This is a genomic window from Streptomyces alkaliterrae, assembly GCF_007097205.2.
Lineage (GTDB): Bacteria > Actinomycetota > Actinomycetes > Streptomycetales > Streptomycetaceae > Streptomyces > Streptomyces alkaliterrae.
This window is the reverse complement of sequence record NZ_VJYK02000121.1, coordinates 1-15838: the sequence shown is the minus strand read 5'-3', so window position 1 is coordinate 15838 and position 15838 is coordinate 1. Positions and strand designations below refer to the sequence as shown.

The 15838-nt window shown below is 72.1% G+C and carries 18 protein-coding genes; 8 read left to right on the top strand and 10 right to left on the bottom strand.

Features of this window, described 5'->3' with window-relative positions; all coding sequences use genetic code 11:
* Positions 1-5 precede the first annotated feature (5 nt).
* Positions 6-1589: an LCP family protein gene (locus FNX44_RS13590; RefSeq protein ID WP_438948033.1), complete on the top strand. Its 1584-nt coding sequence runs from the start codon at positions 6-8 to the stop codon at positions 1587-1589.
* Positions 1590-1638: 49 nt separating this feature from the next.
* Here the strand turns inward: FNX44_RS13590 and FNX44_RS13585 are convergent, their stop codons facing one another.
* Complete coding sequence (locus FNX44_RS13585; protein WP_143648394.1) at positions 1639-2190, bottom strand: acyl-CoA thioesterase; 552 nt, start codon at positions 2188-2190, stop codon at positions 1639-1641.
* 186 nt (positions 2191-2376) lie between these two features.
* On the opposite strand from FNX44_RS13585, the gene FNX44_RS13580 reads away from it, so the two are divergent.
* Complete coding sequence (locus FNX44_RS13580; RefSeq protein WP_143648392.1) at positions 2377-3612, top strand: LCP family protein; 1236 nt, start codon at positions 2377-2379, stop codon at positions 3610-3612.
* A gap of 366 nt (positions 3613-3978) precedes the next feature.
* Here the strand turns inward: FNX44_RS13580 and FNX44_RS13575 are convergent, their stop codons facing one another.
* The gene (locus FNX44_RS13575) at positions 3979-4368 is read right to left on the bottom strand and encodes a VOC family protein (RefSeq protein ID WP_143648390.1); all 390 of its coding nucleotides are present in this window, start codon (positions 4366-4368) and stop codon (positions 3979-3981) included.
* Positions 4369-4498: 130 nt separating this feature from the next.
* Entirely contained in the window at positions 4499-5839 is a 1341-nt protein-coding gene (locus FNX44_RS13570) for a UDP-glucose dehydrogenase family protein (RefSeq protein ID WP_143648388.1), read from the bottom strand.
* A 172-nt stretch (positions 5840-6011) separates the two neighbouring features.
* Between FNX44_RS13570 and FNX44_RS13565 the strand changes: the two genes are divergently transcribed.
* The 4 genes from FNX44_RS13565 to FNX44_RS13550 all read left to right on the top strand — a co-directional run bounded on the left by FNX44_RS13565 (position 6012) and on the right by FNX44_RS13550 (position 8514).
* Positions 6012-7184 (top strand): acyl-CoA dehydrogenase, encoded by a 1173-nt coding sequence (locus tag FNX44_RS13565; RefSeq protein ID WP_143648386.1) that lies wholly within the window; start codon positions 6012-6014, stop codon positions 7182-7184.
* A 108-nt stretch (positions 7185-7292) separates the two neighbouring features.
* Positions 7293-7529, top strand: coding sequence for a hypothetical protein (locus tag FNX44_RS13560; protein ID WP_143648384.1), 237 nt, complete (start codon positions 7293-7295; stop codon positions 7527-7529).
* Positions 7530-7704: 175 nt separating this feature from the next.
* Complete coding sequence (locus FNX44_RS13555; protein WP_153507241.1) at positions 7705-7845, top strand: hypothetical protein; 141 nt, start codon at positions 7705-7707, stop codon at positions 7843-7845.
* 63 nt (positions 7846-7908) lie between these two features.
* Positions 7909-8514 (top strand): PASTA domain-containing protein, encoded by a 606-nt coding sequence (locus tag FNX44_RS13550; protein ID WP_143648383.1) that lies wholly within the window; start codon positions 7909-7911, stop codon positions 8512-8514.
* 11 nt (positions 8515-8525) lie between these two features.
* Here the strand turns inward: FNX44_RS13550 and FNX44_RS13545 are convergent, their stop codons facing one another.
* Together FNX44_RS13545 and FNX44_RS13540 are read right to left on the bottom strand one after the other, a co-directional pair.
* Complete coding sequence (locus FNX44_RS13545) at positions 8526-9161, bottom strand: hypothetical protein (RefSeq protein ID WP_185203135.1); 636 nt, start codon at positions 9159-9161, stop codon at positions 8526-8528.
* Positions 9161-9691 carry a GNAT family N-acetyltransferase gene (locus FNX44_RS13540; RefSeq protein ID WP_143648381.1) on the bottom strand — a complete coding sequence of 177 codons (531 nt, stop codon included), beginning with the start codon at positions 9689-9691 and terminating at the stop codon, positions 9161-9163. Before FNX44_RS13540 ends, FNX44_RS13545 begins: the two co-directional genes overlap by 1 nt.
* Before the next feature lie 125 nt (positions 9692-9816).
* Here FNX44_RS13540 and FNX44_RS13535 point away from each other — a divergent pair, with 125 nt between their 5' ends.
* Positions 9817-10314, top strand: coding sequence for an RICIN domain-containing protein (locus tag FNX44_RS13535; protein WP_143648379.1), 498 nt, complete (start codon positions 9817-9819; stop codon positions 10312-10314).
* Between the two features lie 8 nt (positions 10315-10322).
* On the opposite strand, the gene FNX44_RS13530 is transcribed toward FNX44_RS13535, so the two are convergent.
* The 3 genes from FNX44_RS13530 to FNX44_RS13520 are packed head-to-tail and all read right to left on the bottom strand — an operon-like array spanning position 10323 to position 13180.
* Positions 10323-11504: a dipeptidase gene (locus tag FNX44_RS13530; RefSeq protein WP_143648377.1), complete on the bottom strand. Its 1182-nt coding sequence runs from the start codon at positions 11502-11504 to the stop codon at positions 10323-10325.
* A gap of 12 nt (positions 11505-11516) precedes the next feature.
* The gene (gene purE, locus FNX44_RS13525; RefSeq protein WP_143648375.1) at positions 11517-12044 is read right to left on the bottom strand and encodes a 5-(carboxyamino)imidazole ribonucleotide mutase; all 528 of its coding nucleotides are present in this window, start codon (positions 12042-12044) and stop codon (positions 11517-11519) included.
* Entirely contained in the window at positions 12041-13180 is a 1140-nt protein-coding gene (locus FNX44_RS13520; RefSeq protein ID WP_143648373.1) for a 5-(carboxyamino)imidazole ribonucleotide synthase, read from the bottom strand. Before FNX44_RS13520 ends, purE begins: the two co-directional genes overlap by 4 nt.
* Before the next feature lie 126 nt (positions 13181-13306).
* Between FNX44_RS13520 and FNX44_RS13515 the strand changes: the two genes are divergently transcribed.
* Entirely contained in the window at positions 13307-13816 is a 510-nt protein-coding gene (locus tag FNX44_RS13515; RefSeq protein WP_143648371.1) for a GtrA family protein, read from the top strand.
* On the opposite strand, the gene FNX44_RS13510 is transcribed toward FNX44_RS13515, so the two are convergent.
* Both FNX44_RS13510 and FNX44_RS13505 read right to left on the bottom strand, forming a co-directional pair.
* Positions 13748-15001 (bottom strand): sensor histidine kinase, encoded by a 1254-nt coding sequence (locus tag FNX44_RS13510; RefSeq protein WP_143648369.1) that lies wholly within the window; start codon positions 14999-15001, stop codon positions 13748-13750. The genes FNX44_RS13515 and FNX44_RS13510 overlap by 69 nt on opposite strands.
* 64 nt (positions 15002-15065) lie before the next feature.
* On the bottom strand, positions 15066-15743 hold the full coding sequence (locus FNX44_RS13505; protein ID WP_143648368.1) for a response regulator transcription factor: 678 nt from the start codon (positions 15741-15743) through the stop codon (positions 15066-15068).
* Between the last annotated feature and the right edge of the window lie 95 nt (positions 15744-15838).

Sequence of the window (15838 nt, the reverse complement as noted above, 5' to 3'; positions counted from 1 at the left end):
CCCTCCTGTCGCGCGGCTCCGGCGCGCGAGGAGCGGCGGGAGCGGCACGCGGCGGCTCCGGCGGCCCGCACGGCGGGGGGTCGCGTAACAGCGGCGGCGGGTCGCGCGGCGGGGGCGGGCGCTCCGGCGGGAGCGGACGGCAGGGCCGAGGTGGGCGGCAGGGCTGGGCGCGGCGGCTGGCGATGTTCACCGCCGGTGGCGTGCTGGCCGTCGGCGGCTGCGGACACCTGGTAATCGCCGGCGTCGGCTCCGGCATCGACCGGGTCGACCCGTTCGGCGACCTCAAGAACCGGCCGTCCGCCGGCCGAGGGCTGAACTTCCTGGTCGTCGGCGTCGACCGGCGCGACGGCCTGTCCAAGGAGGAACGGCACCGCTACCGGCTCGGCGGCGCCGCGTGCAACTGCACGGACACGATGATGCTCGTCCACCTCTCACAGGACCGGAAACGGGCCAGCGTCGTCAGCCTCCCCCGCGACAGCTACGCCGTACTGCCCGCCCACGCCGACCCCGCCACCGGCGAGCGCCGTCCGGAGACCCGGCAGAAGCTGAACGCCGCCTACACCCGCGGCGGCCCGGGACTGACCGTGCGCACGGTGGAGCGGATGACCGGCGTCCACGTCCACCACTACCTCGAGATCGACTTCACCAGCTTCATGCGCGCCGTCGACGCGTTGGGCGGCGTGGAGGTCTGCACCGTCCGACCGCTGAAGGACAAGCAGTCGGGCCTGGACCTGCCGGCCGGGAAGACGAGGCTGAACGGCCCGGAGGCGCTTTCGTACGTCCGCGCCAGGTCGGTGGACGGCTCGGCGGACATGGGACGGATGCAGCGGCAGCAGCGCTTCCTCGCCTCGGTCATCGACCAGGCCGTCTCCGACGGAGTGCTGCTCAACCCGATGCGCTTCCAGAAGGTCGGGGCCGCGATGCTGGACTCGGTCCGGGCCGACCGGAACTTCGGCAACGAGGAGATGCTGGCGCTCGGCCGCGCCATGCGGGACTTCGACGCGTCCTCGGCGGAGTTCACGACCGTTCCGCTCGCGCAGACCGGCTACCGGGTGAAGGGCCTCGGAGAAACGGTTCGCTGGCACAAGGAGAACGCGGACAGGCTCTTCACCGCCCTCCGCGAGGACCGGCCGCTGGCTCCCGCCCAGGAGCGCGACCGAGAGGCCGCCGCCAAGGAGCGGGAGGAACGGCGCCGCGCGGTGCCCGTCGAGGTCGCACCCGGCAGCGTCCGCGTGCAGGTCGACAACGGCACCGGCAGGGCCGGGCTCGGCCACCGCGTGGACACCGAACTGCGGGACACCGGCTTCCAGACCACCGGCATCCCAGGCAACGCCGAACGCGGCGACGTGGAGACCACCGAGATCGCCTACGACCCGCGCTGGGACCGCTCGGCGAAGGCCCTGGCCGCCGCCCTGCCCGGCGCGGAACTACGGAAGGTGAAGGGCCAGGGCCCGCTCATGCGCGTCACGCTCGGCGCCGACTTCACCGAGGTCACCCCGGTACGCGAAGCCGAACCCGGGCCCGACCCCGCCGCCCAGCGGGAGCACGGCTACAGCGCGCTGACCGGCGACCAGGTCAGCTGCGGCTGACAGCGCCGCGGCCCCGCCTTGCCCGGGCCCCGGCCGGTCCTCGCGCAAGTCAGTCGTTCAGTCCCTCGGCGGCGCGGCGGTCCCGCAGCTCCTTGATCGCCCGGCGCCGCGCGAGCCGGTGGGTCCGCCGGATCTGGGCCTCCTGGTAGCGGCGCTCGTCCCGCTCGGTCTCCGGGACCACCGGAGGCACCGGGCGCGGCTTGCCCTCCGCGCTCACCGCGGCGAACACAAGGTAGGCGGTGCCGACCTGGGTCGGCGGCGTCGACTCGTTCCACCGCTCGGCGAGCACCCGGACGCCCACCTCCATCGAGGTCCGCCCGGTCCAGTTGACCTGGGCCTTCACATGGACGAGGTCGCCCACGCGGACCGGCTCCAGGAAGACCATCTCGTCCATGGACGCCGTCACCGCCGGCCCCTCGGAGTGGCGGCCGGCGACCGCGCCGGCGGCGTCGTCGACCAGCTTCATGATCACACCGCCGTGCACCGTCCCCAAGAGGTTGGTGTCGCTGTGGGTCATGATGTGGCTGAGCGTGGTGCGTGACGCCGAGGTCGGCTTCCCCGGAGGTGCGCTTTCCGGGACGCTGCTGGCGAGATCGGTCATACCCCCACCCTAAGCGGGTCCCGACGCCGCTCCCGCCTCGGAAGCGGCTCCGCACCGTGACACCGGCCACCCGACTATCACATCGGCGGGACCAAGCCGACGTAATGCATCAGAACTGCTACAGGAACGCTCCGGTCCGCCACCCGGCCTGTCCTGGCGCCGCCGTGGGCGTGCACACTGCTGCCCATGAACGACTGGCCCGAGGGGTGGAGCAGCAACCGCAACGGCGGCGAGCGGTACGGACGCGGCGCGTACAGCCCGCGGCCGGAGGGCGCCCGTGCCATGCCGACCGTCCGGCGCGACCGGACGGCCCACGCTCCCGGTGTGCCGTCGCAGGCCGCCGGCAGCCACGACGGCTACGGCAGCGGCACCGTCTACGGCGGCGGTGCCGGTGGTGACGGATCCGGCGGCGGCCGCGCCGAGGCGCGCCCCCGGCCGAACTGGGGCCGCCGGATCAAGTTCACCGCGCTCACCCTGGCCGTCGTCCTGCTGGTGACCGGCGTCGCCACCTACTTCTGGGCCGACGGGAAGATGCGCCGCGAGGTCGACCTGGCGAAGGTCGAGGAGCGCCCCTCCTCCGGCGAGGGCACCACGTATCTGATCGTCGGCTCCGACAGCCGCGAGGGCCTGAGCCGCGAGGACCAGAAGCGGCTGCGGACCGGCTCCACCGAGGGCAAGCGCACCGACTCCATGATGCTGCTGCACCGTGGCCCCAACGGGAACACGATGGTCAGCCTGCCGCGTGACTCCTGGGTGACGATCCCCGAGTTCACCGGCTCCTCCAGCGGCAAGCGCATCCCCGCCCAACAGCAGAAGCTCAACGCCGCCTTCTCGATCGAGGGCCCCGAACTGCTGGTCCGCACGATCGAGTACAACACCGGGCTGCGCATCGACCACTACGCGGAGATCGGCTTCGGCGGGTTCGCCGGCCTGGTGGACTCGCTCGGCGGCGTCGAGATGTGCTTCGACAAGGCCGTGAAGGACAAGAACTCCGGCGCGGACTTCCAGCCCGGCTGCCACCGCCTCGACGGCGCCGAGTCGCTCGCCTTCGTCCGCAACCGCTACAACGCCGAGGGCGGCGACCTCGGCCGCACCAAGAACCAGCAGAAGTTCCTCGCCGCCCTGGCGGACGAGAGCGCCACGCCGAGCACCGTGCTCAACCCCTTCCGGCTCTACCCGACCATCGGCGCGGGCCTCGACTCCCTCATCGTCGACAAGGACATGAGCCTGTACGAGCTGGCCCGGATGTTCTGGGCGATGAAGGGTCTTTCCGGCGGCGACGGCACGCAGATGAACATGCCGCTGGACGGCCCGTTCACCGCCCCCGGCGGCCAGAGTGCGCTCAAGTGGGACATGCCGCGCGTCAAGCAGCTCATGGAGCAGCTGCGCAACGGCGACAAGGTGACCGTCAAGGGCGACTGACCGGCTGCCGGGACCGCCGCCTCGCGGAGCGCAGGCGGTGCGCCCCGGCCCCGGCCGCCACCGAGCCCGCCACCGCGATCACCACACCGACGGCCACGACGCTCCCCCCCCCGTGAGCGACCCAACGGTCGATCACGGGGGCGCGGGTGGCCGTCACCCGCTCCGGCGCCCGCCCGTCCCCGCGCGGCACGAACATCAGGTCCGTCAGATGGGGAGAGGCGTACGGCACACGCGGCCCGGTCAGCGCGGCGCGTTCCGCCCGCTCCCGACGCCGGTCGGCCGCCCGCGCCTGAGCCGGGCTCTGCCCGGTGCACAGCCAGGCCGTGGCGCGCCCCGCACTGTCCCCGGCCCTGTTTCCCACCTGCCTCAGTTGCCGCTGTCGGAGGTCGCGCAGAGGCAGAACGGATGCCCCACCGGGTCCTTGTACACCCTCCACGACCGCTTGCCGTCGTGGTCCCCCTCCAGCAACTCGGCGCCCAGTTCCAGGACTCGGCGCTCGGCGTCGTCCATCCGCTCGGCCGGAACGTTGAAGTCCAGGTGGAACTGCTGTGGGTTCTCCGTACTCGGCCAGTTCGGCGGCCGGTAGCCGACCGACTGCTGGAACGCCAGCCGCCGCCCCTGCGGGCCGATCAGCTCCACCCACTCGTCGTAGCCGTCCGGGTCGACCTTCCAGTCGAGCACGGCCGCGTAGAAGTCCGCCAGGGCCCTCGGCTCCGGACAGTCGAGCACGGTCACGCCCAAGGTGATGTCAGACATCGCGCCCCTCTCATGAGTCCCGACACGCACGGCCGCACGCACCGGTTCCTCCCCGGAGCGCCGCACCGCGCTGATCGTCGACCACCCTAGGACCCGCCACTGACAACAGGGCGGAAGCGGGCCCGGGCTCTCAGGCGGTCGGGCGGCCCAGCGCGCGGAACGTCCAGCCGGCCTTCCGCCACAGCTCCGGATCGAGCGAGTTCCGTCCGTCCAGGATGTGCTTGACCGCGACGGCCTCGCCCAGCTCCGCCGGGTCCAGCTCGCCGAACTCCCGCCACGCGGTCAGGTGCAGCACCACGTCCGCGCCCCGCGCCGCCTCCATGGCGCTCGCCGCGTACACGAGCGTCGGGAAGACGGCCCGCGCGTTGTCCATGCCCTTCGGGTCGTAGACGGTGACCTGCGCGCCCTGGAGTTGGAGCTGGCCGGCGACGTTCAGCGCGGGTGAGTCCCGTACGTCGTCCGAGTCCGGCTTGAAGGTCGCGCCGAGCACCGCGACCCGCTTGCCGAGCAGCGTGCCGCCCAGCGCGTCCCTGGTCAGGTCGACCATGTGGCCGCGCCGACGCATGTTGATGGAGTCGACCTCCCGCAGGAACGTCAGCGCCTGGTCCGCGCCCAGCTCGCCTGCGCGGGCCATGAACGCGCGGATGTCCTTGGGGAGGCAGCCACCGCCGAAGCCGATGCCGGCGCCGAGGAACTTGCGGCCGATCCGGTCGTCGTGGCCGATCGCGTCGGCCAGCTTCACCACGTCGCCGCCGGCCGCCTCGCACACCTCCGCCATCGCGTTGATGAACGAGATCTTCGTCGCCAGGAACGAGTTCGCGGCCGTCTTCACCAGCTCGGCCGTCGGGAAGTCGGTGACGACAAACGGCGAGCCCTCGCCGATCGGCGTCGCGTACACCTCGCGCAGCCGCCGCTCGGCGTCCTCAGAGGTGACTCCGACGACGATCCGGTCCGGGTGCAGGGTGTCCTGTACGGCGAAGCCCTCCCGCAGGAACTCCGGGTTCCAGGCGAGTTCGGCGCCCTCGCCCACCGGCGCGAGCTCCCGGACGCGCGCCGCGAGCCGCGCCGCGCTGCCGACCGGAACGGTCGACTTGCCGACCACCAGAGCCGGCCGGGTGAGCAGCGGCGCCAGCGACTCGATCGCGCTGTCCACGTACCGCATGTCGCAGCCGTACTCGCCGTGCTTCTGCGGCGTGTTCACACAGACGAAGTGCACGTCGCCGAAGTCCGCGACCTCCTGGTAGGAGGTGGTGAAGCGCAGGCGCCCGGTCGCGCCTTCGAGCCCCTGGACGTGCCGCCGCAACAGCTCCTCCAGGCCCGGCTCGTACATCGGCACGCGGCCGGCGGACAGCAGTTCCACCTTCTCCGGCACGACGTCCAGGCCCAGTACCTCGAAACCCAGCTCGGCCATGGCCGCTGCATGGGTGGCACCGAGGTACCCGGTACCGATCACGGTGATCTTCGGAGCCATGGACGCTTCTCCTGGAACGACGACGGAGTCATGCTGGACGTAGTCCGCGAGCATAACCGGGGAGCTGTCGGCAAGCTCACGTATCCCGGGCGGGCCGCTGACCTCTAGAATCGGGTTACTAAACGGTAATTAACGGAGCACCTCAGCCGTACAGCTCAAGGGAGTGAGACACGTGGCGGGAGCCGCTGAATTCGACCTCTACCGTCCGTCCGAAGAGCACGACATGCTCCGCGACTCGGTGCGCTCGCTCGCCGAGGCGAAGATCGCGCCCTTCGCCGCCGAGGTGGACGAGGAGGGCCGCTTCCCCCAGGAGGCCCTCGACGCGCTCGTATCCAACGACCTGCACGCCGTGCACGTACCGGAGTCGTACGGCGGCGCCGGTGCCGACGCGCTCGCGACCTGCATCGTGATCGAGGAGGTCGCCCGGGTGTGCGCCTCCTCCTCCCTCATCCCGGCGGTCAACAAGCTCGGCTCGCTGCCGGTGATCCTCTCCGGCTCCGAGGAGCTGAAGAAGAAGTACCTGGGCCCGCTCGCCAAGGGCGACGCGATGTTCTCCTACTGCCTCAGCGAGCCCGACGCCGGCTCCGACGCCGCCGGCATGAAGACCCGCGCCGTCCGCGACGGCGACTACTGGGTGCTCAACGGCGTCAAGCGCTGGATCACCAACGCCGGCGTCTCCGAGTACTACACGGTCATGGCCGTCACCGACCCGGAGAAGCGCTCCAAGGGCATTTCCGCCTTTGTGGTCGAAAAGGGCGACGAGGGCGTCTCCTTCGGCGCGCCGGAGAAGAAGCTCGGCATCAAGGGCTCCCCCACCCGCGAGGTCTACTTCGACAACGTCCGCATCCCCGCCGACCGCATCATCGGGGCGGAGGGCACCGGATTCGCCACCGCGATGAAGACCCTCGACCACACCCGCATCACCATCGCCGCCCAGGCGCTCGGCATCGCCCAGGGCGCCCTCGACTACGCCAAGGGCTACGTCCAGGAGCGCAAGCAGTTCGGCAAGCCGATCGGCGACTTCCAGGGCGTCCAGTTCATGCTCGCGGACATGGCCATGAAGATCGAGGCCGCCCGCCAGCTCACCTACGCCGCCGCCGCCAAGTCCGAGCGGGTCTCCGCCGGTGGCGCCCACGAGGACCTGACGTTCTTCGGCGCCGCCGCGAAGTGCTACGCCTCGGACGCCGCGATGGAGGTCACCACCGACGCCGTCCAGCTCCTCGGTGGCTACGGCTACACCCGCGACTACCCGGTCGAGCGCATGATGCGCGACGCGAAGATCACCCAGATCTACGAGGGCACCAACCAGGTCCAGCGCATCGTCATGGCCCGCAACCTGCCGTAACCAGGCCCGCGCGTTCCGCCCGAGCGCCCCGCCGGACCCCACCGGCGGGGCGCTCGGCGTCTGCCGGCCCGGGGGCGGGACCGGTGGGCGCGCGGGGTGGCGGCTGTTGTGAGAGACCGCGAGAAGTTCATCGACGAGGTGGCCAGGGTCGTCGACCGCGCCCCGTGGATCGGCGTCGCCCTCTGGCTTCAGGCCGCGATGGCCGGGCTCGCCGTCGTCGTGGGCGTCGGCCTGTATCTGCTGATCCGGCGGCGGGCGCCCGGTCTGGCCCTCGGCGGCATGGTCGTGCTGCTCCTGTGGGACAGTTCTCCGCACTCCAGGCGATGTTCGGCGGCGGCATGGTGATCGCGTCGCAGGACTACCTCGAACCGAAGCTGATCGAGGCCGAGTCCGACGCGGTGCTGGAACTGCTCGACGTGATGAGCGTGCCGCACGTCATCTCGTTCCGGCGACCCGGATCAGCCTCACGCTGGCGTCGGAGCCTTCTCCCCGGCGTACTTCCGCATCGCCCCGCTCGGCGGTGCCGTTCGTCGGTGCGCTTGTGCTGCTGCTGTGGCTGCTGGGCTTCGGGATCTGGCTGATCACCCGGGCCGAGCGCGTCGCCGCCGACGCCGTCGCGGCCCCGGAGGAGCCGACACCTCCCAGGAGGGGCGCCGCGTAACGGATTTGTCACCGTGGGGCGATCGGCCGGGAGCGCCGACGCCGACCGCGCCACCATCGTGGCATGCGAGGGACAAGGCGAGCGGCGGCGTTGCTGGCCGCCGGATGGCTGACGGTGGCGCTGGTCGGATGCGAGGCGGGCGACGACGGCGCCGGCGGTGGCGAGACGTCCGCCTCGGCCACGCCGACGGCCGCGGAGGCGGCCCTGCCGGATCTGGTCGGCAAGGGGCTGCTGTCGGCCAGGGACGCCGCCGGAGAGGCCGGCTTCAAGGACGTCACCACCCACGACGCACTCGGCCGAGCCCGCGCGCAGGCACTGCAACGCAACTGGAAGGTCTGCTTCCAGGAACCAGCCGCCGGCCGGCACCCCGCCGACACCGAGGTGGACCTGGGCGTGGTGAAGCTCGACGAGAAGTGCCCGGAGAAGGACGGCGAGGTGGAGGAGGCCACGGACACCATGCCCGACTTCAGCGGCAAGTCCGCCCGCGCCGCCCGCCGTTCACTCGACGACTCGACGAGCATCGAGGTCCGCGACGTCTCCGGCGACAAGCGGGTGGTGGTGATGGAGTCCAACTGGCGGGTTTGCGGCCAGGAACCGAAGCCGGGCACGAAGCTGACCGGCCAGCCGGTTCGGTTGGACGTGGTGAAGTTCGAGGAGGAGTGCCCCTGATCCGCGCGCGTTCAACCGCTCGCACCGGGACGGTTGTCCGGCGCGCCGTCGCCGTGCGGCGGCAGATCACCGCGTCCTGGCGCCGGGCCCGGTCGGTCGGCCTCGCCCTCGTCTCCGGTCGCCGGGAGCAGGTCCAGCACCTCCGCGTCACTCGCGGGGCGGGCGGACTCGGCGGCGCGGCGCAGCAACGCGCGGTCGACCGTACCGGTCGGCGCCGAGATCGTCACGACGTGCCCGCCCTCGGGAAGGGCGTACTCGTGCTGCTCCCCCGTCCGCCGGTAGCGCAGCTCGCCCTCCTCCTCGCAGACGGTCGGCGCCGCACAGCCGGCGGCGGTGAACTCCGCTCGGTCCACGGAGAGCTGCAGCGTCGCACCGCGCTGGTCGGAGTAGACGGCACCGTACCCGTCCCCGCCCAGGACACCGACCGACTGCGGCACCACCCGGTGGTCCGGCAGCCGGAGTACGTAGACGAGGTCCCGCGTCACACCGTGCGCCCTGGCCCGCGCGTCGGCGCCGTCCCCGCCGCCGCCCGGCACCTCGCTGCCGCACGCGGCGAGCGCCGCCGCGACAAGCACCGCTCCCACCGCTTTGCGGGCCCGGCGGCTTCGCACCACGGCCGGGGCTGCTGCCGGGAAGCGCTCTGTCATCACAGCTCCTGGAAGGGCGCGGCGTACGCGAAGTGCCCGCGCGCGCCGGGGTGGTGGGCGGTCAGCGTTCGGGCCTGGAAGTACTCGCCCCACTCCGCTTCGGGCGCGGCGACGCCGTGCTCGGCGGCCGGGCGGAAGCCGAAGCGGGAGTAGTAGGCGGGTGCGCCGAGCAGCGCGACAAGCGGCTCGTCGAGCGCGTCGGCGGCACCGAGCACGGCGTGCATCAGCGCACTGCCGACACCGGCGCCCTGCCGGTCCGGGTGAACGGCGATCGGTCCGAGGCCGATAGCCGGAACGGCCGGTCCGCCCTCGGGCGTGACCTGGCCACGGGTGCACACCACATGGCCGACCGGTCGACCCGTGCCGTCCACCGCGACGAGGGACAGCGCGGGGAGCCAGCCTTCGTCCGCCCGCAGCGCGTCAAGCAGCGTGACCTCAACGGGCACCTTCCCGCCGTCCTGTGCGAAGGCGGCGGTGACGACTTCCCGGACAGCCGCCACGTCGGCGTCGGTCTCGCGGCGGATCAGCATGCGGGCAGTCTGTCACGCCTCGCCTCCGGCCGGTTGTCACAGGCCCGGCCTAGCATGGCGACTGCCGGGTTCGGGAAGTCCGGTGCGCGCGACGCGCGCGTGGTCGCAGACGGGGGGTTCGAAGGGTGAGGGAAGGCGTCTACCGGGTACGGAACGTGGGCAGCGGGCTGCTGCTGGAGGTGTACGAGGGCCGCACGGGGAGCGGGGTCAACGTCCAGCAGGGCCGGGAGCGCGGGGGCGCTTCGGCCGCCGGCCAGCTCTGGCGTCTCATACCCGTGCATCCGGGCAGTGCGCTGTACCACCTGGAGTGCGTCGCGAGCGGCAAGCGGCTGGACGTGGCGGGCGCCTCCGAGGAGCCGGGCGCCAACGTCCAGCAGTGGCGGGCGAACAACTTCGGCGCCCAGGAGTGGCTGCTGGAGGAGCACGTGGGCCACCCCGGCAGGTTCTCGCTGGTCAGCTACGTCAGCGGTCTCCTGCTCGAGGTCGCGGATGCGGCCACGGCCGACGGCGCCAACGTCCGCCAGGGCGAGGACTCCGACACCCCCGCCCAGTGGTGGACCCTCGAACCGGCGGTGGCGCCGGCCGAAGCCGCGGAGACAGACCGGGCTCCGGCCGCGCGCTGAGCGCCGCCTCAGGCGTCGAGTCGGTCGATGGTGGCGTTGGAAGGGGGGCGGGTGTCTGCGCGGGCCACCGCCTCCGCGTCGCGGAGGACGCGGACCGCGTTGTGCCAGGTCAGCTTGGCGAGGTCGGCCGTCGACCAGCGGCGGTCGAGGAGTTCGGCGATGAGGCGCGGGTAGCCGTCGACGCCTTCCAGGCCGTCGGGCAGGAAGCCGGTGCCGTCGTAGTCGCCGCCGATGCCGATGTGGTCGACGCCGGCGGCCTCGCGCATGTGGTCGAGGTGGTCGGCGACGGTGGCGACCGTGGCACGCGGGCGCGGTTCGCTGTCGGCGAAGGCACGTTGGACCTTCATCGCGGCGGGGGTGGTGTCCAGGGGGTGGAAGCCGTGGGCGCGCATGTTCTCGTCCGCCCGCTCGGTCCACTCGATGGCGGCCGGGAGGATGAACTTCGGTACGAAGGTCGCCATGGCCACTCCCCCGTTCCCCGGGAGGAGTTCGAGGACGTCGTCGGGGATGTTGCGCGGATGGTCGCAGACGGCCCGGGCGGAGGAGTGGGAGAAGACGACGGGTGCCGTCGTGACGCGCAGCGCGACGCGCATCGTGGAGGCGGCGACGTGCGAGAGGTCGACGAGCATGCCGCAGCGGTTCATCTCCCGTACGACCTCCTCGCCGAAGCGGGTGAGACCGCCGTGCCGGGGTTCGTCGGTGGCGGAGTCGGCCCAGTCGACGTTGTCGTTGTGGGTGAGCGTCATGTAGCGCACGCCGAGTCGGTGCAGTGCGCGCAGCGTGGCGAGGGAGTTGTTGATGGAGTGCCCGCCTTCGGCGCCCATCAGGGAGGCGATCCGGCCGCGGGCGCGGACGGCCTCCATGTCGTCGGCGGTGAAGGCGAGTTCGAGGTCGTCGGGGTAACGGGCGGCGAGTTGGCGGACGATGTCGACCTGTTCGAGGCAGGCGCTGACGGCGGCATCGCCGGCGAGGTCGGTACGCACGTACACGGACCAGAACTGGGCGCCGACGCCGCCGGCCCGCAGCCGGGGCAGGTCGGTGTGCAGGCAGGCGGACTGGTCGGTGGAGATGTCCCGCTGGTCGAGGTCGTAGCGGACCTGTTCGCGCAGCGCCCAGGGCAGGTCGTTGTGGCCGTCGACGACGGGGTGTTCGGTGAGGAGCTGGCGGGCGCGCGTGAGGTTGTCGGTCACGTGCGTCCCCGCTCAGCTTCCGAAGCCGAAGCCGGCGCCGGAGATCTTGGTGCGCAGGCGGCGGCCCTTGTCGGTGGCCTGCTCGTTGAGTTCCTGCTGGAACTGGCGCATGCGGTCGCGCAGTTCGTCGTCGTGGGTGGCGAGGATGCGGGCGGCGAGCAGTCCGGCGTTGCGGGCGCCGCCGACGGAGACGGTGGCCACGGGCACGCCGGCGGGCATCTGCACGATGGACAGCAGGGAGTCCATGCCGTCCAGGTGCTTGAGCGGGACGGGCACTCCGATGACCGGGAGGGGGGTGACGGAGGCGAGCATGCCGGGGAGGTGGGCGGCGCCTCCGGCACCCGCGATGATCACCTTGATGCCGCGATCGGCCGCGTCCTCCCCGTAGCTGATCATCTCGCGGGGCATGCGGTGGGCGGAGACCACGTCGACCTCGTGGGGGATCTCGAACTCCTCCAGGGCCTTGGCCGCGGCCTCCATCACGGGCCAGTCGGAGTCGGATCCCATGACGATGCCCACGACGGGTGCGGCGGAGTTCATTCGGTGATCGTCCCTCGCAGATAGTCGGCGGCGTGCCGGGCGCGCTCGCGCACGTCGGCCAGGTCGTCGCCGTAGGTGTTGACGTGTCCGACCTTGCGGCCGGGCTTGACGTCCTTGCCGTACATGTGGATCTTCAGCCCGGGGTCGCGGGCCATGCAGTGCAGGTAGGCACCGTACATGTCGGGGTAGTCGCCGCCCAGCACGTTGGCCATGACGGTCCAGGGGGCGCGGGGGCGGGGGTCGCCGAGCGGCAGGTCGAGGACGGCCCGCAGGTGGTTCTCGAACTGGCTGGTGGCGGCACCGTCCATGGTCCAGTGGCCGGAGTTGTGGGGCCGCATGGCGAGCTCGTTGACGAGGGTGCGGCCGTCGCGGGTCTCGAAGAGTTCGACGGCGAGGTGGCCGACGACGTCGAGTTCCTCGGCGATGCGCAGCGCCAGTTCCTGGGCGGCGACGGCCCGCTCGGCGGGGAGGTCGGGGGCGGGCGCGATGACGGTGTCGCAGACGCCGTCGACCTGGACGGACTCGACGACGGGGTAGGCGACGGCCTGGCCGTGCGGGGAGCGGACGACGTTGGCGGCGAGTTCGCGGACGAAGTCGACCTTCTCCTCGGCGAGCACGGGTACGCCGGCCTTGAAGGGTTCGGCGGCGGCGGTCTCGTCGCGGACGACCCACACGCCCTTGCCGTCGTAGCCGCCGCGCACGGTCTTCAGGACGACGGGGTAGCCGCCGCCCTCGTGGGCGAAGGCGGTGACGTCGGCGGGGTCGGCGACGACGCGGTGGCGGGGGCAGGGCACGCCGAGCGCGTCGAGGCGGGCCCGCATGACGCCCTTGTCCTGTGCGCAGACGAGGGCGTGCGGGCCGGGGCGCACGGCGATGCCGTCGTCCTGGAGTGCACGCAGGTGTTCGGTCGGCACGTGTTCGTGATCAAAGGTGATCACGTCGCAGCCGTGCGCGAAGTCACGCAGGGTGGCCAGATCGCGGTAGTCGCCGACGACGACGTCGCCGACGACCTGTGCGGCCGAGTCGACCGGGGTGTCACTGAGCAGCTTGAACTTGATGCCGAGGGGGATGCCCGCCTCGTGGGTCATACGGGCGAGCTGACCGCCGCCGACCATGCCGACTACCGGGAACGTCACGCTCCCAGGGTACGTGGCGCGGCGGCGTGGTTAGCATGTGGGGAGCCGGCTGCCGGGGCTGGGGGACAGCGAGACCGGTCCGGGGAACGACCGAACAGCCGACCGAACGGGGCGATCAAGATCACTATGCGTGAACAGCAGACACCGCTGTCCCGGCTGAAACGGCTGTTGCGCGAGCTGAGCCGGTTCGGGGCCGTCGGCGGGTTCGGTTTCCTGGTGAGCGTCGCGGTGTTCAACCTGTGCCTGCACACCTTCCAGCTGGCCAGTGTGCGCTCGGGTGTGATCGCCACCGTCGCCGCGATCTGCTGCAACTACGTGGGGCACCGCTACTTCACGTACCGGCACGCGGACAAGGACCGGGTGCGGCGCGAGGTCGTACTGTTCCTGGTGTTCAGCGGCTTCGGCCTGGTGATCGAGAACGGGATCCTGGCGGTCTCGCACTACGCGCTCGGCTTCACCTCGCCGCTGGCGGACAACATCGCCAAGAACCTGGTCGGGCTGGGTGTCGCCTCGGCGTTCCGGTTCTGGTCGTTCCGGACGTGGGTGTTCCGGACGCCGCCGGAGTCGTCAGCCGGACGGCTGCTCGGACTCCCGCGTGAGGAAGAGCGCGAAGACCGCCGGGTGCTGCTGAAGTAGTTCCAGCCGGCCGCCGTCGGCCTCGGCGAGGTCCCGGGCCACGGCGAGTCCGAGCCCGGTGGAGTTCCGGCCGGAGACGGTCCGCTCGAAGACGCGGGAGCCGAGTTCCGGGTCGACGCCGGGGCCCTCGTCGGCGACCTCCACGACCACCTGGTTGCCGGCGATGCGGGTGCGCAGCGCGACGGTGCCGCCGCCGTGCATCAGGGAGTTCTCCACCAGGGTGGCCAGCACGGTGGCGACCGCGCCCGGTGTGCCGACGGCCTTGAGGCCGGGGCGCCCGGAGTGCACGATCGCCCGTCCGGCGCCCCGGTAGGCGGGCCGCCACTCCTCGACCTGCTGGAGCACGACCTCGTCGAGGTCGAAGGTGATCGCGGAGTCGGAACGCCGGTCGCGGGAGTTGGTGAGCAGCCGTTCGACGACCTCGGTGAGCCGTTCCACCTGGGCGAGCGCGATACCGGCCTCCTCGCGGACGGCGTCGGGTTCGCTGTCGGCGGTCTCGACGATCTCCTCCAGCCGCATGGAGAGCGCGGTCAGCGGGGTGCGGAGCTGGTGGGAGGCGTCGGCCGCCAGTCGGCGTTCGGCGGTGAGCATGCGGGCGATGCGCTCGGCGCTGGCGTCGAGCACGTCGGCGACCCGGTCCAGCTCGGGGACGCCGTACCGGCGGTGCCGGGGGCGGGGGTCGCCCGAGCCGAGCCGTTCGGCGGTCTCGGCGAGGTCGGTGAGCGGCGCGGCCACCTTGCGGGCCTGGCCGACGGCGAGCAACGTGGCGGCGGCGACCGTGACCAGCCCGACGACCAGCACGATCACGAGTATCCGGCCGACCTCGTCGGTGATGACGCTGCGGGACTGCTGGACGGTGACCAGCTCGCCGTGCGAGCCGCTCTGGCGGGCCTGGATGACCCCGCCGTCCGGTTCGTCGCCGAGCGCGAAGGCCGGCTGGTCGGGCACCTCGACGCGCACGTAGCGGTCGTGCGGCACGGCGCTGCGCATCGTGTGGGCGGTGACGGTCTCGCCGGCGGCCAGCCGCGCCTCGACGACGGCGACGATGCGGGCGGCGTCGGAGCGGGCGCTGTCCACGGCGTTCCGCTCGATCGCCCGGGTCTCCACGATGAGCAGCGAGACACCGAAGACGGCGATCACGAAGAGCACCACGGCCAGCGTGGAGTTGATAAGTCTGCGGCGCATCCGGCTACGGTCTCGTCTCGCTCGTCAGCTGTTCTGGATCAGCTCTGCCGCTCAGCCCTGCCGATCAGCTCTTCTCGAAGCGGAAGCCGACGCCCCGCACGGTGGCGATGTAGCGGGGGTTGGCCGCGTCGTCGCCGAGCTTCTTCCGCAGCCAGGAGATGTGCATGTCGAGCGTCTTGGTGGAGGACCACCACGTGGTGTCCCACACCTCGCGCATCAGCTGGTCGCGGGTGACGACCCGGCCGGCGTCGCGGACCAGGACCCGCAGCAGGTCGAACTCCTTCGCCGTGAGCTGGAGCTCCTCCTCCCCCATCCACGCCCGGTGGGAGTCGACGTCGATGCGGACGCCGTGGGTGGCGGGGGGCTGGGCGGCCTCGGCGGTGCCCCGGCGCAGCAGTGCCCGGACCCGGGCCAGCAGCTCGGCGAGGCGGAAGGGCTTGGTGACGTAGTCGTCGGCGCCCGCGTCGAGGCCGACGACCGTGTCGACCTCGTCGGCGCGGGCGGTGAGCACCAGTACCGGGAAGGCGCAGCCGGCGGTGCGCATCCGGCGGCAGACCTCCAGGCCGTCCATGCCCGGCAGCCCGAGATCGAGAACCACGAGGTCGATCTCGCCGTGCAGCGCGGTCTCCAGCGCGCCGGGCCCGTCCTCGCGCACCTCGACGTCGTATCCCTCACGCCGGAGGGCGCGGGCGAGCGGCTCCGAGATCGAGTTGTCATCCTCAGCGAGCAGTACTCGGGTCATGGGCTGATGGTAGTCCGACCGGCGCCGCCGGGGGCGGGCGAGGAGCGGAGGAGGACAGCCGGGCGACCGGCGGGAGGACGGGGGCGGACGCCGAT